Genomic DNA, 23,599 nt, shown 5'->3' on the forward strand with positions numbered 1-23,599 from the left:
CAGTGTTAATTAAAGTTGTATTGTGTCTATTCTTTTCCGGTGCCGTAGCCTTTTACGATACCTCTGGGCGAATTCTTGATGAATTCTAAAATTTCGTCTCTTTCGGCAGTCGGCAGCATTTCTTTTTCAATATAGCTTGATGCCTGCGAAACATTCATCTTCATCTGGAAGATGGCTCTGTAAATTTTCTGGATTTCGAAGATCTTGTCGTTGGTAAAACCTCTTCTGCGCAGACCTACCGAATTAATTCCTGCATAAGTCATGGGCTCCCGTGCTACTTTCACATAAGGCGGAATATCTTTTCTTACTAAAGTTCCTCCGGAAATCATCACATGTTTACCGATTTTCCCAAACTGGTGAACCGCTGAAAGTCCGCCCATTACGGTGTAATCCCCGATTTCAACATGCCCTGCAATACCGCAACCGTTCACGATGATAACGCCGTTCCCGAGAACACAGTCGTGCGCAATATGCGAGGTCGCCATAATGAGACAGTCGTTACCTATTTTGGTATAACCCAAAGCTTTGGTTCCGCGGTTTACGGTAACACATTCTCTGATGGTGGTATTGTCGCCGATAATCACCTGGGTATCTTCACCTTCGAATTTCAGATCCTGCGGAACTGCGGCAATCACTGTACCCGGGAAAATACGGCAGTTTTTTCCGATTCTGGCACCATCCATAATCGTTACGTTAGGACCGATCCACGTTCCTTCGCCAATTTCTACATCACCGGCAATGGTAGTAAACGGTTCTACGATTACATTTTTCTTTATTTTTGCGCGTTTGTCAACGGCAGCTAACTGGTGTACCATTTAATCCGGTTTATTTTTTGCGACCTGCGCCATCAATTCAGCTTCTACTACAACGCTGTCGCCTACATAGCCATAGCCCTGCATGTGAACAATCCCTCTTCGGATTGGGGAAATAAGTTCTATTTTAAAAACCAGGGTATCACCCGGAACCACTTTTTTCTTAAACTTTACTTTATCCATTTTAATAAAATAAGTGGAATAGTTTTCGGGATCAGGAACGCTTGCCAGAACGAGGATTCCACCGGTCTGTGCCAGAGCCTCCACCTGTAAAACGCCCGGCATCACCGGTTCTTTAGGGAAATGCCCCACAAAAAACGGTTCATTCATGGTGACGTTCTTCAGCCCCACTACGTGAGAGTCTGAAAGCTCAAGAATTTTATCGATAAGGAGGAACGGCGGCCGGTGTGGCATAAGTTTCATGATTCCGTTGATATCGAAAACGGGTTCTTTGTAGATGTCGATATCGGGAACATTTTTCTTTCTCTGCAGTTTCCACTGTCTGTTCAGTTTTTTTGCAAACTGGGTGTTTACGAAATGTCCTGGTTTGTTGGCGATCACTTTTCCTTTAATTTTTACGCCTACCAAGGCTAAGTCACCAATCACGTCTAGCAGTTTATGTCGCGCGGCTTCGTTGGGATAATTAAGGGTAAGGTTATCTAAAATTCCGTTCGGGCGGATGGAAACATCATCTTTACCGAAGGCTTTTTTCAGTTTTTCTGAAGTTTCTGCAGTAAGTTCTTTATCCACATAAACAATAGCGTTGGAAATATCGCCACCTTTAATAAGACCGGCATCCAAAAGCATTTCGAGTTCATGAAGGAAACTAAAAGTACGTGCACATGAAATTTCGTCTTTAAATTCTGAAATATCTCTTAAGGTGGCATTCTGGGTTCCGAGAACTTTCGTACCGAAATCTACCATCGTCGTCACTTCATAAGTATCAGAAGGGATGATGGTAAGCTCGGATCCGGTAGTAGGATCAACATAATTCAGGACTTCCTTCACAACCAGATATTCGCGGTCTACGTTCTGTTCCAGAATCCCTGCTTTTTCAATGGCATCAACGAAAAACCTTGAAGAACCGTCTAAAATTGGCGGCTCTGCACTGTTCATTTCCAGAATAGCATTGTCGATGTCGCAGCCTACCAAAGCTGCCAGAAGGTGTTCGCAGGTATGAATTCTTACTCCTAATTTTTCAAGGGTCGTTCCCCGTTCGGTTGCAGTGACGTAGTTTACGTCGGCCTCAATATGAGGATGCCCCTCCAAATCGGTACGTACAAATACAAAACCGGTATTCTCCTTGGCCGGTTTTATTGTTAATGTTACTTCTCTTCCGGTATGAAGCCCAATCCCACAAAGGGAAACTTCTTCCTTTAAAGTTTTTTGTTTATCACTCACTGGTTTTATCTTTAGTGCTGTTTTCAATAGTATTGATGCGTTTCACGATTTCGGTGAAATTTCTGAAATGCACATAATTTCTTCTGTATTCTCCGGCATTAATGGCAGGTGATCCGTAAAGAATTTCCCCGTCTTTCGTGTTGGAATTCACGCCGCTCTGGGCCTGAACTTTCACCTGATTGCCGATGGTAATATGCCCAACAATCCCCACCTGACCGCCAATCTGGTTCCAGTCACCAATAACGGTGGATCCTGCAATGCCCGCCTGAGCCGCGATTACATTATTCTCACCAATCTTTACATTGTGGGCGATCTGAATTAAATTATCGATTTTAGTTCCGTTTCCGATCACGGTTGAACCAATCGTACCTCGGTCGATACTGCAGTTGGAGCCAATTTCAACATGGTCTCCCAAAACAACATTACCCAGTTGCGGAATTTTCTGATAACCGTCTTTGGTCACCTGAAAACCGAATCCGTCTGATCCTATTACGGTATTGGAATGGATGACGCAGTTATCGCCAATCACGCAGTAATCATATATTCTTACCCCACTGTAAATAATACAGTTTTTGCCGATTTTTACATTTTTGCCGATATAAACGTGAGGGTAAATCTGGCTTTCGTCACCAATTTTTACTTTTTCGGAAACACAGGTAAACGCGCCAACATACACATTTTCACCAACTTTGGAAGTTTCATGAAATACTGCACCCTGCTCGATACCGGTCTTTCTGCCCTGCATTTCCTTATAAAGATTCATAAGAACCTGAAAAGAAAGATAAGCATCTTCTACTGCGATAATGGTGGTAGGATAAGTGTCTTTGGTTAAAAGTTTTTCGGAAACGATAAGTACTGAACATTTCGTTGTATCGATATAGTCTGCAAATCTATCCTGCGCGATGAAGGAAAGATGGCCTTCTTCACCACTCTCAATAGGGGAAACACCGCTAATAGTGGCATTTTCGTCGCCTATAATTCTTCCGTTGATAAAACCTGCGATCTGCGATGCTGTAAATTCCATATCCTGCAAAGATAAGAAAATATGGTTTACACAAAATAATTTTCAGAATTTTAGACGCCTAAAAACGTGTGTTTTTACTGCAATATAATTCCGCTTGATTTCACAAATTTAATAGCGGGGGAATTATGAATGTGTGCTTTGAATTCCTTTATTTTTTCCGGACTGTTGTCCAACAAACCCATTTGAATGTATCCTTCTTTTTCCATCACCCACCAAAAAGACATGTTTTTCGCATACTTTTTGTTTACGGGATTCTGAGCAAAATCGTTCAGATAAGTCATTAATTTATTGAGCTCATTATAAGAATATTTTTGCATCTTAAAATGCACATTTTCTCTGCCAATAATCTTAATAATTTCCCTTTTTCCTTTAGCCGTATCTCCAAATAAATTTATTTCCAGGTCACCGGAATCGTTGATAAAAGCTCCGCCATAATACCCGGGAATATTTTTGCCAAAGTGTTTGAGCAATTTTTCCAATTTTTGATTGGCTTCCCACTGAAAAGCTGCATCGGCTTCGCCTGTATTTTTGTCTTGATTTTCTTCTACGTTTACTTCCCGATTTCCCTTTTCCTCCTCAACGATTTTTATTTCTGCTGTATTCTCTATAGTCGAACTATCAGAAACTTTATGTGTTTTAACAACTACGGAATCCTTTTTTACTGATTGTTGAATGGTATTTTGTATAGAATTTTTCTTTATGCAGGAAATGGCAAAAAGACCACTCAGAACCAACAGAATTTTTCTCATCACTTCCAATTTTGAAAGTAAGGGCAAAAACTGAACCGATTGGGATCTAATTAAATCTCTCTTGGAAAAGACAGAATATATTTAGTATTCGATTGATTTATAAATGCGGAAAGAATCTGATTTTCTGAATCTTCGAGCCTGAATTTCTCACCATTTTTTGGAAGAAGATGAATTGGCTGTTTTTCTGTATTGTACGGAAGCAGCGTTCTTGAAATTTCATCCACGAGTTCCGCTCCATTTTCAATATTGAAGAAAGCGTTTGTTTTGGCAATTTTATCTTCAACAAAATCTTTTTCGAAAGGTTTTGAAGAAATCATGGTCTTCGGAAAATTCCTTTGAATAACACATTTACACAGATAAGAAAGGATGAAATCATCACTTTTTGTCCAAAATTTCATCGCCTGTATCACATCATTATCATCCAACTCTGTAAATCTTTGGATGTCTTCTTTTGTGGCACGAACGAACTTATTTTTTTCGAGGAAATATTTTAAATTATCGGAAGCTTTGAGTTCTTTTCCTTCTGAAACCAACGTCTTTGCGCGGTCCAAAATCTTCACCAAAAGATGTTCCGCCAAAGCCGAAGTTTTGTGATAATACACCTGCCAATACATGAACATTCTCGCCGTTAAAAAATTTTCAATGGAATATATTCCTTTTGCATCAATCACAAGTTTGTCATCCGCAACATTCATCATCGAAATAATCCTTTGTGTATTCACATTTCCTTCGGAAACGCCTGTGTAGAAACTGTCGCGTTTCAAATAATCCAAACGGTCTACATCAAGTTGAGAAGAAATCAACTGATTGAAAAATTTCCGGTGATATTTCCCTTGAAACATTTCTATTGCCATCGTCAGTTCGCCGTCCAATTCTCTGTTCAAGTCATTCATTAACAACAATGAAAGCTTCTCATGATGCCAATCTTCCATCAACATATTTTCCAAAGCGTGCGAAAAAGGACCATGACCAATGTCGTGAAGCAGAATCGCCAGCATGGCAGATTTTTCTTCCTCTTTGGAAATTTCAGTGCCTTTCAGTCTCAATGTTTCCAGAGCGGTAAACATCAGATGCATGGCGCCCAAGGCGTGATGAAAACGGGTATGGGTAGCGCCGGGAAATATTAAATTCAGCAGGCCGGTTTGGGAAATCCGCCGCAGACGCTGGAAATAAGGATGCTCAATGACATCAAATAAAATTTCGTGAGGTATTTTTATAAAGCCGTGAACCGGATCGTTGATGATTTTGAATTTATTCGTCATTGTTTAATGGCTGTCTCTTAGATAGGAATCAGTTTCGCACTGCAAATTTAAGTTTTTATACGGTGATACCGCTTTTTTTAAAAATATCGTACCGCAGTCATTCAATTATTTAACGCAACTTTAACGTGTTTTTAAAAGAAATTTGGCAATCTTTGGTTGTACTTTTGACGCCTTACAGTAGGCCTGAAAAGCTCAGGCAATTAATCAGAACAATTGAAATAAATGGCAAAATTAATATGGATTGATGATGAAGTGGATTTACTGAAACCTCATATTGTATTTTTAGAGAACAAAGGATATACGGTGACTCCGGTAAACAACGTAAACGAAGCACTGGAAATGATCGAAAAAGAAAATTTTCAGCTGGCTTTGCTCGACGAAAATATGCCCGGCATCAGCGGCCTGGAAGCGATTCCGATGATTAAAAACATCGATTCTGCCATAAAGATCGTGATGGTAACCAAAAACGAGGAAGAAAGAATCATGGAACAGGCCATCGGTTCACAAATCGCTGATTATATTCTGAAACCCGTAAATCCGAATCAGGTACTGCTTTCTTTAAAGAAAAACCTTCAGGAAGAAACCCTCGTGGAGGAAAAAACAATTCTCGAATATCAGCAGCAGTTCCGCAACCTTTCCATGGAACTTTCTTATATGAGAACGTACCAGGACTGGGCAGAATATTATAAGAAAATCCTGAACTGGGAAATAAAATTCGATAAGGTATTTGATAATGAATTTGCCGATTTACTGCAGTCGCAGAAAGAAGAAGCCAACATTCAGTTCTCTAAATTCATTGAAAACAACTACGAAGACTGGCTCCACACCAACGAAAAACCCATGATGAGCCACACTTTGTTTAAAGACAAGGTGAAACCGGAACTCGAAAAAGAAAAGGTGCTTCTCCTGATGATCGATAATTTACGTTACGACCAGTGGAAGGTAATCGAACCGCTTTTTACCAAGTTTTACAACAAAACCTCCGAAGATTACTATTTCAGTATTTTACCCACCGCAACACAATATGCAAGAAATTCGTTTTTTGCCGGTTTGCTGCCTTCGGAAATCGAAAAACGTTTTCCCGATAAATGGTTTAATGACAATGAGGACGGAAACAAAAACGAACATGAGCGCGACTTTCTGGAAGATCAGATGAAACGGCTCGGACTTTCCGGCAAATCGATGAAATACCTGAAAATCCTTAACGCAGATTTTGAGAGAAAGATTCTGGATGATTTCAACCAGCACAAAAACAACGATCTGCTCGTGATTGTCTATAATTTCATCGACATCCTGTCGCATGCGAAAACCGATAACGTGATTGTAAATCAGCTCATCCGGGACGATAAAACTTTCCGATCGCTTACGTACAACTGGTTCGAGAATTCATCACTCATGAAAATCATCAAGCAGGCTGCTGAAAACGGATTTAAGCTGGTGATTACCACCGATCACGGAACGGTATATGTTAAAAAACCCAGCAAAGTGGTGGGAGACCGAGAAACCTCAACCAATATCCGCTACAAAACCGGCAGAAGTTTAACCTATGAAAACAGCGATGTATGGGCGATCTCTAATCCTGAAAAATTATTTTTACCGAAAGGAAACCTGAGTTCCAAATATATTTTCGCGAAAAACAACACTTTTTTAGCGTATCCGAAAAACTACAATCATTTCGTGAATTACTATAAAGAAACATACCAGCACGGCGGAATTTCCTTAGAAGAGGTAATTATCCCCATCAGCATTTTAGAGCCCAAATAGTTTTTTTTCATAGTTTATTTAAATTTGGGCTTAATGGGGCGGAAAGAATCAGAGATTTTTTCCGCCTTTTTTATGGGTAGGCAGTAAATCTTCAGAAACAGGTCATTTCCTTTTGTAAATTTGAAGAAAATTAAATTGAATGAGAATTATCTCCTATAATGTCAACGGAATCCGTGCTGCCTTTACCAAAGATTTTGTGGGCTGGCTGAAAATTTCGGATCCCGACATCATCTGTATTCAGGAAAGCAAAGCGGGCAACGACCAGATCGACATCGAAAGCCTTGAAAAAATCGGGTATCACAGTTTCTGGCATTCTGCACAGCGCAAAGGATATTCGGGTGTCGGAATTGCCTCTAAAATTAAACCTAACCACATCGAATACGGCTGCGGTATTGAACATTATGATTCCGAAGGGCGGATCATCCGCGCAGATTTCGATGAGTTTTCGGTAATTTCGGTGTATGTTCCGTCCGCTTCAAACATCGAGAGACTGGGATTTAAGATGCAGTTCTGTTACGATTTCCTAGACTATATTAAAAACCTCAGCAAAACGATTCCTAACCTCATCATTTCGGGCGATTTTAATATCTGTCATCATGCGATCGACATCCATAATCCTGAAGGCCTTAAAAACACTTCCGGCTTCCTGCCGATGGAAAGAGAATGGATGACCAGGTTCATCGAAGAATGTGAGCTAATAGACACTTTCCGGTTCTTCAATGACCAGCCCGATCATTATTCGTGGTGGAGTTACCGCCAGAATTCCCGAGCAAGGAACAAAGGCTGGCGCTTGGATTATAATTTAGTGTCGTATACGTTACAGGAAAAACTGTCGCGCGCAGTAATTCTTAAGGAAGCCGTACACAGCGACCACTGTCCGGTGATGGTAGAACTTCATTAAGACAATAAAAGATGAAAATAAAAAAAAGCCGACTCCTATGAATCGGCTTTGCTTTTAAAAAAACGTAAAGTTTAATCGACAATTTCATATTCAACAGGCATGATACCGCGGGCGGTGTTGCCAATTGAATCGAACGCGGCTTTGGATAAATCCAATGCTCTGGAAGAGTGAAACGGACCTCGGTCGTTAATTCTCACTTCTACACTTTTTCCGGTTCTCAGGTTCGTTACCTGTACTATCGTTCCGAACGGAAGCGTTCTGTGTGCAGCGGTAAGCTTTCTGTTACTGAAAATTTCTCCGCTTGCGGTTTTCCTACCATTAAACTTATCGTGGTAGAACGATGCAAAACTTGTTTTGGCATCATTGGCATTAAACTTGTTGAAAGAATAAATACCAAGTGTTGAAATCATCATTATGATTACGAGAATAACTCTTTTCATCATTTTGAATTATTTTATTGGTTTTGACTCCGCAAATTTATTTCGAAAACATTTCTTGCAACAACTCAGTTGTTAAATTGTGTTAACAAACTCTTAATTATATGTTAAGACACTTTGCCAATTCCCTATTCATGGGAAATAAGAAAGTTTGTTAAAAAGTGTTAAAAACAAGTTCAAAACGTTAACAAAATTAACTAATTACTGCATAGTTTCCCATTTATTAAAAACACAAAACACTTATAATCAGCCGGTTAATAAAATTGAAAATTTCGTTGAAAGGTTAGAAAATGATTAAAAAATAAATAATTTTATTAAGAAATAAAAAGATGCAATTTGAACTAATCTTAAACTAAAAAAATGCCTCAACACCTTTATAAATGCACGTTTCAGGGTAAAGCGATTTTTACCATGAAAGACTGAACTTTTCTACTTAATTAAAATTTTAACTAAATTGAGCTGGTAAAATTCACTGAAAATAGAAAAACCAATGAAAATCATTGGCTTTTTTGTTGCTTGTAAGATCAATTTAAACAAGTTCTCCGTACAAATCGAATTCTTCCGCAGAAGTAATTTTAATATCAGCGAACTCGCCAATGGACAAATAGGTGTTTTCTGCAGACACCAAAACGGTATTATCTACGTCCGGCGAATCGAATTCTGTTCTTCCCACGAAATAGTTTCCTTCTTTTCTGTCGAAGATGCAGCGGAAGGTTTTGCCAATTTTTTCCTGGTTTTTCTCCCAGGAAATTTGGGACTGCAATTCCATAATCTCCTCTACCCTGGCCTCTTTCACTTCCTGCGGAACATTATCTTCCAAAACATAAGCGGTCGTATTTTCTTCGTGCGAATAAGTGAAGCATCCCAATCGATCGAAACGTTGTGTTCGCACCCATTCTTTCATTTCTTGGAATTTCTCTTCGGTTTCGCCCGGAAACCCCACAATTAAAGTTGTTCGGATGGCCATATCCGGCACTTTCTCTCTGAATTTATCCAGAAGCGCGTTGGTTTTTTCATGCGTCGTTCCACGCTTCATCGCTTTCAGAATATCTGAATTAATGTGCTGCAACGGGATATCAATATAGTTACAGACTTTTGGTTCGTTTTTAATGATTTCCAATACATCTTCAGGAAATCCGGTCGGGAAGGCGTAATGCAGACGAATCCATTCAATCCCTTCCACTTTTACCAATCTCAGAAGCAAATCTCCGAGTGCACGTTTTTTATAGATATCTAACCCGTAATAGGTAAGGTCCTGCGCAATTAAGATTAATTCTTTAACGCCTTTTTTTGCGAGCTTTTCAGCTTCAATCACTAAGTTTTCAATCGGTGTTGAAACATTTTTTCCTCTCATCAAAGGAATAGCGCAGAAGGAACACGGTCGGTCGCAGCCTTCAGCGATCTTCAGATAAGCGTAATGTTTCGGGGTGGTCGTCATTCTTTCACCCACCAATTCATGTTTATAATCTGCACCCAAATGTTTGAGCAAAATCGGCAAATCTCTTGTTCCGAAATATTGGTCTACATCCGGAATTTCTCGCACCAAATCTGGTTTGTACCTTTCGGAAAGACAGCCGGTCACAAAAACTTTTTCTACCTCACCCCGGTTTTTCGCTTCCACGAAATCGAGGATGGTATTGATGCTTTCTTCTTTCGCATTATCAATAAATCCGCAGGTATTAATCACCACGATGTCGCCGCGGTCCTCGTGAACCACCTCTTTTCCGTTAGCTTGAAGCTGACCCATTAAGACTTCGGAGTCGTACACATTTTTGGAGCAGCCTAAAGTAACGATATTGATTTTCTTTTTTCCGACGGATTTCGTGCGCATTTTTATATTGAATTTGAAATTGAAGACATTTATTTTTACAGGGTGCAAATTTAGGAATAAAAAAAGACTTTAAGTTTCTGCTTAAAGTCTTTTTAAATATTTCATTTAAAACAGTTTAAATGATTCCTTTCAGGTAATCACCGTAACCGCTTTTTCCGTATTTTTTGGCCGATTCCAACAATTGTTCCTTATTGATGAATCCTTTTTTGTACGCAATTTCCTCTATACAAGAAATCTTGAAGCCCTGTCTTTTCTCCAGAACTTTTACAAACTCAGAAGCTTCATGCAAAGAATCGAACGTTCCGGTGTCGAGCCACGCGGTGCCACGGGACATTACTCCAACTTCTAACTGACCTTTTTCAAGATAAATTTTGTTAACATCCGTAATTTCGAGCTCACCACGTGGTGAAGGCTTCAGGTTTTTGGCAATTTCAACCACCGAATTATCGTAAAAATACAAACCAGGAACGGCAAAGTTGGATTTAGGTTCCGCAGGTTTTTCTTCAATCGAAATGGCTTTAAAATTTTCATCAAATTCTACCACACCATATCTTTCAGGATCAGAAACTTGGTAAGCGAAAACGCAGCCTCCTTTGACATTGGTTTTTGAAGATAAAAGTTGCGGCAATCCTGCTCCGTAAAAAATGTTATCCCCTAAAACGAGCGCAACCGAATCATCACCCACAAATTCTTCTCCCAAAATAAAAGCTTGCGCCAAACCATCCGGACTGGGTTGCACTTTATACTGAATATTACAGCCAATAGAAGAACCATCGCCCAAAAGTTTAACAAAACCTTCCTGATCGTGTGGGGTTGTAATAATTAAAATGTCCTTAATTCCCGCCAAAAGCAAGGTTGAGAGCGGATAATAAATCATCGGCTTATCATAAACCGGCATGAGTTGTTTGCTAACTGCAATCGTCAAAGGATAAAGTCTGGTTCCAGAACCTCCTGCAAGAATAATCCCTTTCATATTAATTATATTGCTTGTTGTAATATTTTTGGTAATCACCTGAAGTCACGTGATCCAACCATTCTTTGTTTTCAAGGAACCAATCAATAGTTTTTGATAAGCCTTCTTCGAAAGTTACGCTTGGTTTCCAGCCTAAATCATTGGCAAGTTTTGTAGCATCAATTGCATAACGTTTGTCGTGTCCAGGTCTGTCTTTCACAAAAGTGATTAGTTTTTCTGAATAACCTTCAGGTTTACCGATTTTCTCGTCAACTTGCCTGATTAATTCTTTCACCAGGTTAATATTCTGCCATTCGTTCCAACCACCGATGTTGTAGGTTTCTCCGGTTTTGGATTCGTTAAAAATTTGGTAGATGGCTTTTGCGTGGTCGATGACATAGAGCCAGTCTCTTGTATATTTCCCGTCACCATAAATTGGAAGCGGTTTTTCATTCAGAATATTATGAATACAAAGCGGAATTAATTTTTCAGGAAAATGGTTCGGTCCATAATTGTTGGAACAGTTTGAAATGATGAAAGGCATTCCATAAGTATTTCCGTATGCTCTCACCAAGTGATCAGAAGCAGCTTTTGAAGCGGAATAAGGAGATTTTGGGTCGTAAGAAGTTTCTTCAGTGAAGAATCCTGTTTCACCTAAAGCACCATAAACTTCGTCGGTAGAAACGTGGTAGAACAAGTTGGTTCTCGGCTCATCAGGAAAATTTCCGTGTTGATGATCTGGGTTTAAAGTCCAAAATTCTCTTGCTAAATTTAAAAGATTTGCAGTTCCAATAACGTTTGTGTTGATAAATGCGTTTGGATCGGTGATACTTCTGTCCACATGAGATTCTGCAGCTAAATGTACGATCGCATCTGGATTGTATTTTTCAAAAACTTCTCGTAGCTCGTCAACTTTGGTGATATCTGCTTTTTCGAAAACGTAATTGGGTTCGTTTTCGATATCCTTCAAATTTTCAAGATTTCCGGCATAAGTTAAAGCATCTAAATTGATGATTTTGCTTTCTGGATTATTTTTTACGAATTCCCGAACTACGTGAGAACCGATAAATCCGGCACCACCGGTGATGATGATATTTTTCATAAATGTTTTTTAAAAATTTTTCTCTGCAAAGGTAGGTTGAACTTTGTCTTTTTCAGAAAGAATCACGTCTTCTGCCCGAAGTTGCCAGTCAATATTTAAATCTTGGTCGTTCCACAAAACGCCGCCTTCTGCTTCTTTATTATAAAAATTATCGCATTTGTAGGCAAACACAGCTGTTTCAGAGAGCACTGAAAATCCATGTCCAAAACCCCTTGGAACATAGAACTGGATTTTATTTTCAGCGGTAAGTTCTACACCATACCACTTTCCGAATGTTGGGGAGTCTTCTCGCAGATCTACTGCCACATCAAAAACTTTACCTTCCAGACAGGACACCAGTTTTGCCTGCGCATGTTCGCCTTTCTGCAGATGCAAACCGCGCAGAACACCGTAAGAAGATTTTGAAATATTATCCTGTACAAAATGACCGTTCATTCCCGTTAGTTCTTCAAATTTCTTTTCATTGAATTTTTCGTAGAAGTAACCGCGATCATCTTCGAAGACGGTGGGCTCAATAATATAGCAATCTTTTAGAGGTGTTTCCTTAATTTTCATTATGAATTTTTAAAGCTTAAAATTACATTCTTTATTCTTTCTAAATCTTCCTCATTGAGGTTTGATCCAGATGGTAAACACAGTCCGTTCTTAAACAATTCTTCCGCAACATTACCGCCGAAATAAGGTGCACTTTCAAAAATCGGCTGAAGGTGCATCGGTTTCCACAAAGGTCTGGATTCAATATTTTCCTGATCTAGCGCTAAACGCAGTTGTTCGCGGTTGAACCCTGCTTTTTCTTCATCAATCACTATGGCAGACAGCCAATGATTAGAAAAGTAATCTGAGTTGGGTTCGTTAAAAACGGTAACTCCTTCAAAATTTTCAAACAGGTTCAGATAAAACTGGTGATTTTTTCTTCTTGCTTCAATTCGGTCGTTCAAAACTTTCATCTGACCTCTTCCGATACCCGCTGAAATGTTGCTCATTCTGTAATTGTAGCCAATTTCCGAATGTTGGTAGTGCGGTGCATTATCTCTTGCCTGTGTGGAAAGAAATACGGCTTTATCCTTTTGTTCTTTAGTTTTACAAGCCAATGCTCCACCCCCTGAAGTGGTGATAATTTTGTTACCGTTAAAACTTAAGATAGACATTTCACCAAAAGTACCACATTTTTGACCTTTAAACGTAGAACCTAGAGCTTCAGCCGCATCTTCAATCAAAGGAATTTCGTAACGATTTGCGATTTCTGTTATTTCATTAAGTTTCGCAGGCATCCCATAAAGATGTACCACGATAATTGCTTTTGGCTTTTTACCTTTAGTAATTCTATCATTAATGGCAGTTTCTAAAGCTTTTGGACACATGTTCCAGGTTTCTGGTTCGCTGTCAACAAAGACTGGTTTTGCACCTACATAAGTTATGGGATTTGCCGAGGCGGAAAAGGTAAAGCTCTGACAAATAACCTCGTCGTCATACTTAACTCCAAGTATAATCAGAGCAAGATGCAAAGCTGCTGTACCTGCACTTAAGGCAGCAACTTCGACATTTTCATTCAGATATGTTTTCAAATCATCTTCAAAACTATTTACATTTGGTCCAAGTGGGGCAACCCAATTCTGTTCGAAAGCTTCATGAATATAATCGAGTTCAGTACCTCCCATATGAGGCGAGGAGAGCCATATTTTAGCGTTCATTATTCTGAATATTTTTATTTATTTTAATTATTCTGCCCGGATTTCCTACCACGGTCGCAAAATCAGGGACATCTTTTATGATGACGGAACCTGCGCCAATAGTTGCCCACTTGCCAATAGTAACACCTTGTATCACAGACGCACCAATTCCAACATGGGAACCTTCACCAACTACAACCCCACCTGCCAGAGAGGCATTGGGAGCGATATGGGCAAAGTCACCCACGATACAGTCATGTTCCACGACAGCTCCGGTATTGATTATGCAGTGCCTGCCTACTACCGTATCTGGATTGATAGCGGCATTGGCCATCACTACGGTACCGGCACCAATTTCCGAAAAAGAAGAAACCGAAGCACTGGGATGATGAATGGATTTATACTTAAAGAGCCAGCGTTCTGAAATTTTTTTTCTGCTGATGTTGCTGCCTACGGCAATAACTGCGTCTTGATCCTGGGATACATCTTTAGCCTTTTCAACTCTTATTCCAAATATTTCGAACGTTTTGGGTGCATCATCGATCACCATCTCCACTTCAATGCCATTCGACAGAAGCACATCCAGAACTACTTTGCTGTGTCCGCTCGCCCCGAAAACAATCATGAGATATTCCCTTTAAATTCTTCTGAGGTTACGTGTCCTTCCTGGGTAATACCCTCAGAAACAAAAACTTTCTTCACGGTAAGCAACAGGATTTTTAAATCCAATGCAAAACTGATGTGGTCCACATACCACACATCGTATTCAAATTTCTTTTCCCAGCTGATGGCATTACGGCCGTTCACCTGCGCCCATCCGGTGATGCCGGGCCTAACCTCATTGCGGCGGCGCTGAAAATCGTTGTATAAATTAAGGTATTCAGGAAGCAAAGGCCGTGGTCCAATTAAGGACATCTCACCTTTTATGACATTGATGAGCTGGGGAATTTCGTCGAGCGATGTTTTGCGGACAAAAGCACCCGCAGGTGTTAAGCGTTCGGCATCGGACAGCAGGTTACCCTGGCGGTCACTTCGGTCGTTCATCGTCTTGAACTTTATAATGCTGAAGATTCTACCGTTGATTCCCGGTCTTTTCTGAAAGAAAAAAGGTTTCCCCTGATTGGCGATAAAGAGGGCACCTGTAACCACCAAAAATACCGGACTCAGAATAATGAGGCCGATAACTGAAGCAGTGAGATCGAAAAGTCTTTTAAGAAAATTTCTGTACATTTTTCTCAAGATTTTTATATTCTTCCAACAGGGCATTCAGTACCACACTCTGCTGATAACGGTCTGCAATCATCTGCCGGGCATTTCTCTTCAGCTTTTCGCGTAATGCAAGGTCTTTACTGACCATCACCATCGATTCATACAAAAATAAATCATTTTTCGGAGGGATAATAATTCCATTCTCATTGTGAATAATAATTTCATTGGATCCGTTAATATCTGTAACTATTGAAGGAAGCCCCATTGCACCTGCCTGCATTACCACGTTGGGAAAACCTTCCCGGTAGCTTGGAAAAACCAAAGCATCTGAAATGGCCAGAAAAAGTCTAACATCTTTCTGAAAACCTACAGATATGATATCCGGATTATTTTTTATTTCATGCAGGGTGTCATCTTCAAGTCCATGATCTGGCTCCAGAGATCCTACGAGCAGCAATTTGGCTTTGCTACTACTCAGCTTTTTAAATGCATGAATAAGTTCATTAATGCCTTTATCTTTAACCAAACGCCCAATAAAAATAAAGACAAAGTCATCAGGTAAAATGGCAAGCTTCTCTTTTAAGGACAGCTTGTCCTCCTCAGAAAAAATCGACGGATCAAAAAAGGTGAGATCAATGCCGTTAACATTACCGTTTGCCAAGATCTTAACTGGTTTTTTTGTAATATTATATTTCACAAGGTCATTCCGTACCCCCTGACCTTCCGGATAAATATTGGTTGCGCAGTAGCACAGTAACCTGTCCATCCATATAAGCAGATGCTTCATTGCACCTGTGGAGGTGGGGAAAATCAATCCCGTAAACGTATGCATTCTTATGGGGATTCCAGCCAGCTTAGCCGCCATCATAGATAATAAACCAGCCTTCGGTGTTATAGAATGTACAATGAGAGGTTTCTCTTTTCTAAAGTATACATAGAGTTTATACAAAGCGGTAATATCATTAATAATGGAGATTTTTCTTTTTATTTCAATTCCCTTAATATCTACATTTTCTCTGGTCCCTACTTCAAAAAGGTCTTCTCCCGGACTTGATATCGCCACAACATGATAATATTTTCTTAGAAATTTAAATTGATTTCTAAGAAGAATATTTAAAGATAAAGGCACAGTGGCCACACGAATAATTTTATTTAGAACTGCCATTAAGAACAATAATTATTGTGGCCTAAGCAAAAAACAAAGGTGAAAATCTGTCATATCGAAATATTGTTTGTACAAACCATTATTTAAGAAGATGTTAAAAAATAAAAATCTGGTCCCACTAAATAAGAGTGTTTGCATCTTACATAAAAAACATACCAAGTTTTTAAGGAAAAAACTTTACCGGTTTTTGTTTTCATAATTAATTCTTCCTCCTAGGCAAAAGTATCTAAATCTTTTTGAAATTTGGTAAAATCTATGTTATTTCTGCCCGATTGTCGGTTTCGCATTGCGATATACTGATGATCCAGTCCTAAAAAGCAGATTAACATGGCTAATAAACTTTTGACATATGAACCAATGAGCGTCTTCATCTTAAGCATTGGGTTATTACTCAGGTACTGGTCAGTTCTGAAGACTCTACGCTGTTGCTTGAGGCGAAAAAGATAGGTTGTCAGTTTGAATTTTAAAGGGTCCCGGTAAAAAAGCAATGGCTCGTCTAAAGTTTTAAAAACTGAAGTTCCAAAACTTCGCAGCCAAAGATCAAAATCTTCAGCACCGATTAGCTCTTCTTTATAACCAAACTTGGAGAACCAAGTGGTTTTCCCTGCAACTGTGGGGTGTATGAAGGCACTCGCGTTGAGACCATCTTTATAGGTAAGTGGGGGCGAAGATGCTCTTAATCCAATGATTTTATTTTCATCGTCTATAATTACAGCATGGCTGCCTGTTACATCTACATTTGGATTATTTTCAAGAAATGCTACCTGCTTTTCGACACGCTCTGTAAACATGATGTCGTCGGCATCCATCCGGATAAAATATTTTCCTTTCGCAAGACTAATCTGTTGGTTTAACCGGTACGAAATTCCATGATTTTTTCCATCTGATTTCAATATAATTCTTGGATCATTGAATTTTTTTACGCAGTTGACAGAATTATCCGTACTTCCGTCATCAGTAATAATTAATTCGAAATTGGTGTAGGTCTGGCGAAGCACCGACTTTATTGCGGTTTCCAGGAACTTTTCTGCATTATACACAGGGATTCCTATGGTGACCAAAGGTGTTTGCTTTTCTATAATCTTATCCATTCTGCAGGTATTAAATCTTCAGTGGTTTTGTTCAAATCGCCATTATACCAATTTTTGGGTGCAATTACGATTTTTTTAGGGTTTTTGTTTAACCACGCGCCCCACCAACTGAATGTACTGTTGGCGATGATCTGATGTTTGCACAGAGACATTAGGAAGAGGTCTGCGACCGGACTTTTGGTAATTTCGGAATTATCAACGAATACAAATTCAGCCTCTTTCTCAAAAACTTTCAATAGGTGTTCCCTTACCCAATTCACATCATTAGAGAATACATAAAATACAGGATTCACGACTTTTGCCAGTATTTCGCGAACAGCGGTGATGTAATAATTTAAAGAGCATTCTGCAAAAAGCTGCTGATTCGCCTTTAAAAGATAATCTCCTCTTCGAATATGCATGCTGATACTGTTATTCTTTTTTATGTCATCAAAAAAATGTAAGTTACTGAAAGACAATTCGTCAAAACTCAATTCAGATCTCAGCACATTCTCAATGGGATCAAGATATTGGTATGCTTGCCAGTATCCGTCATATACATTTGTAGAAGCAGGAAATTTGCTAACAAAACCAGGCGATTTTTCGATGTAAACCTTGGTGTTAAGAAAAGGCAGTTTTGCCAATAGTTTACGGTAAACCCTCTCCTTCAGCGGCACAGAAAAGAAGTAACCTGAACTTTTCAGTTCAGCTGCTGAGGAAAACTCAATATCCTTTATAAAATAACTGAGATCTAATTCCTTTATCGGTGTTAGTTTGGACGTAAAAAACTTGGTCGGCTTGCCTTCTTTTTTCTCCAGATATTTACTGAAACTATACTGGAAAAGCTGATTCCCCAAGCCTCCCCAGAGTTTTATATGGTTGGTCATTTTATTATGGTTTGAAATGTTTCCCAAACGGGAGGTTTGAAACTTAAAGGTGCGTTACTCAGATTTTTCGGAAGTGGCTGTTCCAGTAAAATCTCTTTATTGCGTATGGCAGATATTCTATTGTATCCTTCCATGCCGGCAAACACAATCCAGTCACCAACCAATAAATTTTCTGTGGACAGTGCCCGTACACTTTTTTCCCCTTTCCTGCCAGATACCATAATTTTTTTGGAGGTTCCCGTTGTGCCTGGTTCCGTACATACCAAACCAAGTGCCCTGTTAACGGGTTCCGAATATTGAATTCGATCCCCTTTTTCCCATGTATCAACAGTAGCGGGAACGGAACTATAAAAAAAAGTAATTTTCCCGTCATTAAACTGCAGTGATTTCTGTAAAGACTGAACTTTGCCGTTTTTGTCATAGGGTATAACAAGTACACTTCCGGTTGCCTTCAGGTTTCTGTCGATCAGATTGGTTATCCTTCTTGTTCCACCACTGTTGAGATCCAGCACATGAAACTGCACCAGGTTCATCAATAACTTACCCTTTCCGTAAAGAAGCGGTTCGGTTGAGGACGTCCCAAAACCGACAGAATCAGTTGGATCTTCAAAGTTCACACTGTTAAGCGATAAGGTGCTGCCGTAAGAGATCCGTCCAAATGAATTGAGGCGTCTGACGGAACGCTTCAGAAAACCCTCTAGAGGATTCATATTAAAACTGAAATTTGAAACTGACAATGAACTGTTTCCGTCGAGCAATAGAGCCAGACCATTTCTCTCGGTGCCCGAACTGTTTACGGTGATAAAACCATGGCTAATACTGTTATTTTGTGAATTAATGCTGTAAATAAGGGGTAATTCTTCAGGTTTGCCGGTATTACCTGGATAGGTTTCCGCATAAAGTCCATTAAAATTAATATTAACGGTGGTATTTGCTGCTGCAGCGAGTTTGATCAGTGTTCCGGTACAGCTGCTAAAAGTAATTTTATTAAAATAACTGTTGTTACTCGCATCCAGGTGCGGGTTTTCGGTGGCGTAGGAGAAATCGATAATTCCTGTATCGGGAATACCGTTTTCACTACCAGTTTGATTCTGACCCGAACTTTCTATCTTAACATTACTAAAATACGATTCCCAAAAGTTACCCTTAACAGCGCTTTTACCGAGATTTCTAAAAGCGAGATTTTCGAAATTCATGTATTCAGCAAAGTCAAGGATAATACCGAAGTTTCTTATTTTCGCATTCTCGCTGTTGATTTGCATATTATTGACACCCCCTCCTGTTAGAAGGCTGTCCCAGGCATTGCCGACTGGTTTTCTGCCAAAGAAGAAAACAGGAACATTTTCATTTTTAGCGGCAATGGCATGAATGATGGTAGCCCCGGGCCCGTCCCCAAATATTTTAGTAAAGTGGTCATCAATGTTATAACTCCCGCTGGTTAGGTATACCGATGAAGGTACATAAAGTGAGCTGCCGCCCATGTGAGAGCCAAAAGCAGGTGTTTTTTGCCGGTTTTTAAAAAAGACTGCGAGTGCCTGGGTATCGTCGTTGCCTGATTTTAAGGCATTCATATCACCAGAATTTTGATAAATTCCATTACCTTTTGCACCATAGTTTTTGGGAGTAATGTTGCTGTAATTTACAGCTTTATAAAATTTCTGATTCCGCTCGATAATAAAACCACCATCAACATTTTTACTTGTAATCTTTTCACCGTTTGGAAGTACATCTATTTCTTCGTAAGTGAGGACTTTTTTAGATACAGGATCAACAATTGAGATGGTCTGCCCATAAACAGCGGTGCCAACAAAAAGATCTAAAAAGACTAAAAATATAACCAGGGATTTCATTATTATTTTATTATTTTTTTCAGCAGAATAGATATTTCATTTAAAGTTACAAAAACTGCACTTCTAAAACCCCCCAGGTTTTCATATTTTTTTAAGTAATACAATGCACTCTGGTACTTGTACACTTCCATTTTGCGGTTAACTGTTTTAGAATTGGATCCGGTAGATATACCCTGAAGATGTTTTACCGATGTATAACCGTTTAACATGCAGGTTTTTTTTGCCTCCAGAATTTTTCTGCCCAGGATGATCTCTTCATAATACAGAAATGTTCCTTCATCTAAACCGCCATATACCTGCACAAAAGCAGCATCTATCATAAATGCCGCTCCGTTTATAGAATCACAGACCGTATATTTATTAACAAAAGGCATTTGATCCCGGTACAGAAAATAATGAGTAAGATTCTTTATAAAGGGAGTGAATAAAGGTACTGCAAGTTTAAACATCTGATCAGCAGATAATATCCTTCGGACCTGAATCTGGTCTTCTAAAGGTTGATCAACCGCAACAGTATCTACTAAAGGTGATGATGCTGCCACCCGGGGATGCAAAAGCATTCCCTTTACAAGCTTTTTTACAAAATCCACATCCTCCATAATCAGATCGTTGTTCAGAATCAAATGGTAGTCTGGGGTTTTACCTGTTTTTGCAATAATCCCTTTATTATTCCCCCGCGCGTATCCAAGATTTTCTTCAGAAAAAAGGGTAATTACGTGGTCGGGAAGAAGTTTTAACAGTTGCTTTTCTTCCTGTTTGCTTGCATTATCCACCACTACGATTTCGAGAGATGGGTAAGACTGTTTTTCCAGTTGCTTTACCAGATCTACGGTATAACTGCTTTCGTTATAATTTAATATGACAACCCTCACGGCTGGATTATTATTATTCATACGTAATTTTTTTTGTAAAAAAATTAATGATTAATAAAATGACCATCGTCAGCAATACCGGAAACCTGATAAATTCATTATTGGCGAATACAAATACATTGAAATAACAGATATATCCGTAAAAGATGATATTGAACAGATTATTATGATTCTGTTTAACTAATCTGTAACAGTAGTCAGAAAACAGACCGATTATCAACGATCCCAATAACGCACCGATAATGCCGAAATCCAAAGTAAAGGCATCTAAAAAGGTATAAGTGTTTGTCATCAGCCTGCCAGACCATTCGCGAACGTAGGAAGGATAAGAATCGATCATACCCAATTTTTCTAAAATATAATTAAATGCATCAAAGGTATAATAGCCAATATCGTAAGAATTGCTGTCAAGATATTTACCGTCTGTGATATCCTGAAAAACATATAGTCCTCCAAAGAGATATAAATTAATCTCCTTTGTTATATCATTTATGGAGGCTTTATCTCCCAAAAGCAAAAGCTGTGATGCGGCAAAAACCCCAATGGTAACAAAAACCGAAATTAAGATGGTTTTTACCGGAATCATAACACGGTAAATATAAACATAAGAAATGAGAAGCATAATAAGCAGCTGTAGGAAAGGTGCTCTCGTAAAACGAAGCAGCGAAATCATAATGCCCACAATAATTAATCCCACAAAGATTAATTTACTCATTTTTTTATTTTTCACGCAAAATAGAGCGAGCGGAATATAAATAAGATAAGATCTCTGGAAGAGCGCTTTAAATATGTTGCTTTCATCTACTTCTTCAAACTCCTGTTTTGTACGCATGGAGACCCACGCATCCAGCGAGCTGAAATTAAAGACCACCTTGTTAAGCAAATCATAATTCGCTATAAGCCCCAGTACAAAGAGCAGAAATATTATGATGTTTAGGGTGCTAAAATTGTAATATCTTTGTTTAACAGTCTCATAACGGGGCATTTTCAATATCGATGATCCTAGGAGATAGGAAAAAAAACAGGTATAATACAAAATGACAGACTCGTCATCAATTTTACCGGGATAAGCCAATTGCGCCCCTATAATGATAAACAACCACACAAAACTGAATAAGGCAAGATGATTCAATACATAATCATACACCTTCAGTCTTCGGCGAAGAAACCAGCCAGCCAATAAAAGCATTAATATGTTAAATATGATGATCATAGCTTTCGTTCTTTAACCGTTAATAGATGCCAGAAAATTTGAAGGTCGTTTCGCTGTAACAGCAAAAACATCAGATAGAGCATCATGTAAAGTCCTAACGCATATAAATTTCCCAGTTTTAAAAACGCCAGGATAAAAACAGCCGGAAGCAGTAATCCAGAGAGTTCCTGCTTCAGGAGGTAGACGTTAAAATGCCGGCTAAGGAAATTCTCTACAAGATAACCTCTAAGGGCAATACTTACAGTCATTCCCAGCACGAGTAGTATAAGAGAATCCAATAAAAGTCCCACAGCAGCAAAAACAAGCGAGCAGAGTAATCCTACCAGATTGAAAGCGAGAAGTTTTTTCTCTTTTCTCAACACCTTCATATAGGTACTGAGCAGCACCTGCATTTTTCCCTCAAATACCAACACAGGCAGAATAATAATAACGGAGGAAATATGGGAACTGTATTTCGGGATCCAGAAATTAATGCACCACTCCAAAAGAGGAAAAAACAACAGGACCCCAAATAGCAAACAATTCAGAAAACCGAGCGTATGGCAGTAAATTGATTTTTGCGCCTCGCTCTTTTTGTTTCGCAACAAAGGGAAGATTACAATCCCGATCTGTCGGATAAAGAAAATAAAAAAGGTTGTAATCGTGAGTACAAATGATATTTTACCAAATTCTATGATCCCCCATTTCTTCTCTATAAAAAATCTGCCTATACCCAGCATCAGCATACTTGCTATCGTAGAAAACATCAGTTGACTTCCTACCAAAACATTCTTTTTTATTTCATGAAAGTAGGCGGGAATCCTCCTGATAAAAAATGGTTCATTTATCACCTCTTTAATGAGGTAGATACAAAATACTAGCGCCATACCGTGAACCGCCAGATACACCAGGATATAAGGTTCGTAAGTCCGCTGTCCATATACCGCCAATATGATGAAGGAGAGGACCAGAAGCGCATTGGTGAAAAGGGTGACCCGGGAAAAATCCTGTAGTCTGTTCATCGACTGTAGAGATAAGGTAATATAAGACGTTATGTTGGAAATCACTAAAAAAATCATCGTATAAAAAATTACGAAAAGTCGCTGCGGCTCCTCATCAGCAGTGATTTTAAACAGTAAAAAAAAAGCCGTTGCGATTAAAAACTGAGCAATCGCAAGGATAACAAACTGCCCCTTCAGCAGTGATTTATTAATCTTAACATAATTTTTTCCTCCGTATCTAAGATAAATTCCGTCGTTGAGACCCAAATGAAAAAATCCGACAAAAGAGGAGTAAAACAAAAATAACTGCCAGTATCCGAAATTTTCCACGGTCATCATTTTGGGAAAAACCAAACTAATGACGATATAAAAAAGCAGCCCCACCAATTGCGAGAAAATGAGGAATAAAAAATTCTTAATGCTGCCTCTGATGTTCAATTTCTTTAGC

General features: G+C 39.1%; 22 protein-coding genes. 2 read left to right on the forward strand and 20 right to left on the reverse strand.

The genetic code is table 11. The annotated features are described in order from the left end of the window. Positions 1 to 26 precede the first annotated feature (26 nt). From lpxA to CDW55_RS01525, 5 genes are all read right to left on the reverse strand, one after another. The gene (gene lpxA / locus CDW55_RS01505) at positions 27 to 815 is read right to left on the reverse strand and encodes an acyl-ACP--UDP-N-acetylglucosamine O-acyltransferase (RefSeq protein WP_088467970.1); all 789 of its coding nucleotides are present in this window, start codon (positions 813 to 815) and stop codon (positions 27 to 29) included. Continuing rightward, entirely contained in the window at positions 816 to 2,213 is a 1,398-nt protein-coding gene (locus CDW55_RS01510) for a bifunctional UDP-3-O-[3-hydroxymyristoyl] N-acetylglucosamine deacetylase/3-hydroxyacyl-ACP dehydratase (protein WP_088467971.1), read from the reverse strand. Continuing rightward, the gene (gene lpxD / locus CDW55_RS01515) at positions 2,206 to 3,237 is read right to left on the reverse strand and encodes a UDP-3-O-(3-hydroxymyristoyl)glucosamine N-acyltransferase (RefSeq protein ID WP_088467972.1); all 1,032 of its coding nucleotides are present in this window, start codon (positions 3,235 to 3,237) and stop codon (positions 2,206 to 2,208) included. Before lpxD ends, CDW55_RS01510 begins: the two co-directional genes overlap by 8 nt. A gap of 74 nt (positions 3,238 to 3,311) precedes the next feature. Beyond that, on the reverse strand, positions 3,312 to 3,986 hold the full coding sequence (locus CDW55_RS01520) for a hypothetical protein (RefSeq protein WP_088467973.1): 675 nt from the start codon (positions 3,984 to 3,986) through the stop codon (positions 3,312 to 3,314). 50 nt (positions 3,987 to 4,036) lie between these two features. Further along, complete coding sequence (locus CDW55_RS01525) at positions 4,037 to 5,248, reverse strand: HD domain-containing protein (protein ID WP_088467974.1); 1,212 nt, start codon at positions 5,246 to 5,248, stop codon at positions 4,037 to 4,039. A gap of 222 nt (positions 5,249 to 5,470) precedes the next feature. Here CDW55_RS01525 and CDW55_RS01530 point away from each other — a divergent pair, with 222 nt between their 5' ends. Together CDW55_RS01530 and CDW55_RS01535 are read left to right on the forward strand one after the other, a co-directional pair. Continuing rightward, entirely contained in the window at positions 5,471 to 7,012 is a 1,542-nt protein-coding gene (locus CDW55_RS01530) for a PglZ domain-containing protein (protein ID WP_088467975.1), read from the forward strand. Between the two features lie 139 nt (positions 7,013 to 7,151). Continuing rightward, positions 7,152 to 7,913: an exodeoxyribonuclease III gene (locus tag CDW55_RS01535; RefSeq protein ID WP_088467976.1), complete on the forward strand. Its 762-nt coding sequence runs from the start codon at positions 7,152 to 7,154 to the stop codon at positions 7,911 to 7,913. Positions 7,914 to 7,984: 71 nt separating this feature from the next. Here the strand turns inward: CDW55_RS01535 and CDW55_RS01540 are convergent, their stop codons facing one another. The 15 genes from CDW55_RS01540 to CDW55_RS01610 all read right to left on the reverse strand — a co-directional run bounded on the left by CDW55_RS01540 (position 7,985) and on the right by CDW55_RS01610 (position 23,589). Further along, the gene (locus tag CDW55_RS01540; RefSeq protein ID WP_088467977.1) at positions 7,985 to 8,356 is read right to left on the reverse strand and encodes a septal ring lytic transglycosylase RlpA family protein; all 372 of its coding nucleotides are present in this window, start codon (positions 8,354 to 8,356) and stop codon (positions 7,985 to 7,987) included. Between the two features lie 523 nt (positions 8,357 to 8,879). Then, positions 8,880 to 10,181, reverse strand: a complete 1,302-nt coding sequence (rimO, locus tag CDW55_RS01545; RefSeq protein WP_088467978.1) for a 30S ribosomal protein S12 methylthiotransferase RimO — start codon at positions 10,179 to 10,181, stop codon at positions 8,880 to 8,882. A gap of 115 nt (positions 10,182 to 10,296) precedes the next feature. Further along, entirely contained in the window at positions 10,297 to 11,154 is an 858-nt protein-coding gene (gene rfbA / locus CDW55_RS01550; protein WP_088467979.1) for a glucose-1-phosphate thymidylyltransferase RfbA, read from the reverse strand. Position 11,155: 1 nt separating this feature from the next. After that, entirely contained in the window at positions 11,156 to 12,235 is a 1,080-nt protein-coding gene (gene rfbB / locus CDW55_RS01555; protein ID WP_088467980.1) for a dTDP-glucose 4,6-dehydratase, read from the reverse strand. A gap of 9 nt (positions 12,236 to 12,244) precedes the next feature. Beyond that, the gene (rfbC, locus tag CDW55_RS01560) at positions 12,245 to 12,790 is read right to left on the reverse strand and encodes a dTDP-4-dehydrorhamnose 3,5-epimerase (RefSeq protein ID WP_088467981.1); all 546 of its coding nucleotides are present in this window, start codon (positions 12,788 to 12,790) and stop codon (positions 12,245 to 12,247) included. Next, complete coding sequence (locus tag CDW55_RS01565) at positions 12,790 to 13,926, reverse strand: DegT/DnrJ/EryC1/StrS family aminotransferase (RefSeq protein ID WP_088467982.1); 1,137 nt, start codon at positions 13,924 to 13,926, stop codon at positions 12,790 to 12,792. Before CDW55_RS01565 ends, rfbC begins: the two co-directional genes overlap by 1 nt. Further along, entirely contained in the window at positions 13,916 to 14,530 is a 615-nt protein-coding gene (locus CDW55_RS01570) for an acetyltransferase (RefSeq protein WP_088467983.1), read from the reverse strand. The genes CDW55_RS01565 and CDW55_RS01570 overlap by 11 nt, the downstream gene beginning before the upstream one ends. Beyond that, the gene (locus tag CDW55_RS01575) at positions 14,527 to 15,135 is read right to left on the reverse strand and encodes a sugar transferase (protein ID WP_088467984.1); all 609 of its coding nucleotides are present in this window, start codon (positions 15,133 to 15,135) and stop codon (positions 14,527 to 14,529) included. The genes CDW55_RS01570 and CDW55_RS01575 overlap by 4 nt, the downstream gene beginning before the upstream one ends. Beyond that, entirely contained in the window at positions 15,116 to 16,279 is a 1,164-nt protein-coding gene (locus CDW55_RS01580) for a glycosyltransferase family 4 protein (protein ID WP_088467985.1), read from the reverse strand. The genes CDW55_RS01575 and CDW55_RS01580 overlap by 20 nt, the downstream gene beginning before the upstream one ends. 212 nt (positions 16,280 to 16,491) lie before the next feature. Then, the gene (locus CDW55_RS01585; RefSeq protein ID WP_088467986.1) at positions 16,492 to 17,370 is read right to left on the reverse strand and encodes a glycosyltransferase; all 879 of its coding nucleotides are present in this window, start codon (positions 17,368 to 17,370) and stop codon (positions 16,492 to 16,494) included. Continuing rightward, positions 17,355 to 18,236, reverse strand: coding sequence for an alpha-1,2-fucosyltransferase (locus CDW55_RS01590; protein ID WP_088467987.1), 882 nt, complete (start codon positions 18,234 to 18,236; stop codon positions 17,355 to 17,357). Before CDW55_RS01590 ends, CDW55_RS01585 begins: the two co-directional genes overlap by 16 nt. Then, on the reverse strand, positions 18,233 to 20,086 hold the full coding sequence (locus tag CDW55_RS01595; protein WP_088467988.1) for a hypothetical protein: 1,854 nt from the start codon (positions 20,084 to 20,086) through the stop codon (positions 18,233 to 18,235). Before CDW55_RS01595 ends, CDW55_RS01590 begins: the two co-directional genes overlap by 4 nt. A 2-nt stretch (positions 20,087 to 20,088) precedes the next feature. Then, positions 20,089 to 20,979, reverse strand: a complete 891-nt coding sequence (locus tag CDW55_RS01600) for a glycosyltransferase (RefSeq protein ID WP_088467989.1) — start codon at positions 20,977 to 20,979, stop codon at positions 20,089 to 20,091. Further along, complete coding sequence (locus CDW55_RS01605) at positions 20,972 to 22,171, reverse strand: O-antigen polymerase (RefSeq protein WP_088467990.1); 1,200 nt, start codon at positions 22,169 to 22,171, stop codon at positions 20,972 to 20,974. The genes CDW55_RS01600 and CDW55_RS01605 overlap by 8 nt, the downstream gene beginning before the upstream one ends. Next, positions 22,168 to 23,589, reverse strand: coding sequence for a hypothetical protein (locus CDW55_RS01610; protein ID WP_088467991.1), 1,422 nt, complete (start codon positions 23,587 to 23,589; stop codon positions 22,168 to 22,170). The genes CDW55_RS01605 and CDW55_RS01610 overlap by 4 nt, the downstream gene beginning before the upstream one ends. Positions 23,590 to 23,599: the final 10 nt, after the last annotated feature.

The sequence above is a fragment of the Chryseobacterium sp. VAUSW3 genome, assembly GCF_002205795.1.
In the GTDB taxonomy this organism is placed as follows: domain Bacteria; phylum Bacteroidota; class Bacteroidia; order Flavobacteriales; family Weeksellaceae; genus Kaistella; species Kaistella yananensis.

Coding starts and splice junctions, on each gene's coding strand:
- CDW55_RS01585 (WP_088467986.1), bottom strand. CDS start 17,370: ATGGATAAGATTATAGAAAAGCAAACACCTTTGGTCACCATAGGAATC.
- CDW55_RS01530 (WP_088467975.1), top strand. CDS start 5,471: ATGGCAAAATTAATATGGATTGATGATGAAGTGGATTTACTGAAACCT.
- lpxD (WP_088467972.1), bottom strand. CDS start 3,237: ATGGAATTTACAGCATCGCAGATCGCAGGTTTTATCAACGGAAGAATT.
- rfbC (WP_088467981.1), bottom strand. CDS start 12,790: ATGAAAATTAAGGAAACACCTCTAAAAGATTGCTATATTATTGAGCCC.
- CDW55_RS01565 (WP_088467982.1), bottom strand. CDS start 13,926: ATGAACGCTAAAATATGGCTCTCCTCGCCTCATATGGGAGGTACTGAA.
- CDW55_RS01570 (WP_088467983.1), bottom strand. CDS start 14,530: ATGATTGTTTTCGGGGCGAGCGGACACAGCAAAGTAGTTCTGGATGTG.
- CDW55_RS01590 (WP_088467987.1), bottom strand. CDS start 18,236: ATGACCAACCATATAAAACTCTGGGGAGGCTTGGGGAATCAGCTTTTC.
- CDW55_RS01535 (WP_088467976.1), top strand. CDS start 7,152: ATGAGAATTATCTCCTATAATGTCAACGGAATCCGTGCTGCCTTTACC.
- CDW55_RS01525 (WP_088467974.1), bottom strand. CDS start 5,248: ATGACGAATAAATTCAAAATCATCAACGATCCGGTTCACGGCTTTATA.
- CDW55_RS01520 (WP_088467973.1), bottom strand. CDS start 3,986: ATGAGAAAAATTCTGTTGGTTCTGAGTGGTCTTTTTGCCATTTCCTGC.
- CDW55_RS01600 (WP_088467989.1), bottom strand. CDS start 20,979: ATGAATAATAATAATCCAGCCGTGAGGGTTGTCATATTAAATTATAAC.
- rfbA (WP_088467979.1), bottom strand. CDS start 11,154: ATGAAAGGGATTATTCTTGCAGGAGGTTCTGGAACCAGACTTTATCCT.
- CDW55_RS01595 (WP_088467988.1), bottom strand. CDS start 20,086: ATGAAATCCCTGGTTATATTTTTAGTCTTTTTAGATCTTTTTGTTGGC.
- lpxA (WP_088467970.1), bottom strand. CDS start 815: ATGGTACACCAGTTAGCTGCCGTTGACAAACGCGCAAAAATAAAGAAA.
- rfbB (WP_088467980.1), bottom strand. CDS start 12,235: ATGAAAAATATCATCATCACCGGTGGTGCCGGATTTATCGGTTCTCAC.
- CDW55_RS01540 (WP_088467977.1), bottom strand. CDS start 8,356: ATGATGAAAAGAGTTATTCTCGTAATCATAATGATGATTTCAACACTT.
- rimO (WP_088467978.1), bottom strand. CDS start 10,181: ATGCGCACGAAATCCGTCGGAAAAAAGAAAATCAATATCGTTACTTTA.
- CDW55_RS01605 (WP_088467990.1), bottom strand. CDS start 22,171: ATGATCATCATATTTAACATATTAATGCTTTTATTGGCTGGCTGGTTT.
- CDW55_RS01580 (WP_088467985.1), bottom strand. CDS start 16,279: ATGGCAGTTCTAAATAAAATTATTCGTGTGGCCACTGTGCCTTTATCT.
- CDW55_RS01575 (WP_088467984.1), bottom strand. CDS start 15,135: ATGTACAGAAATTTTCTTAAAAGACTTTTCGATCTCACTGCTTCAGTT.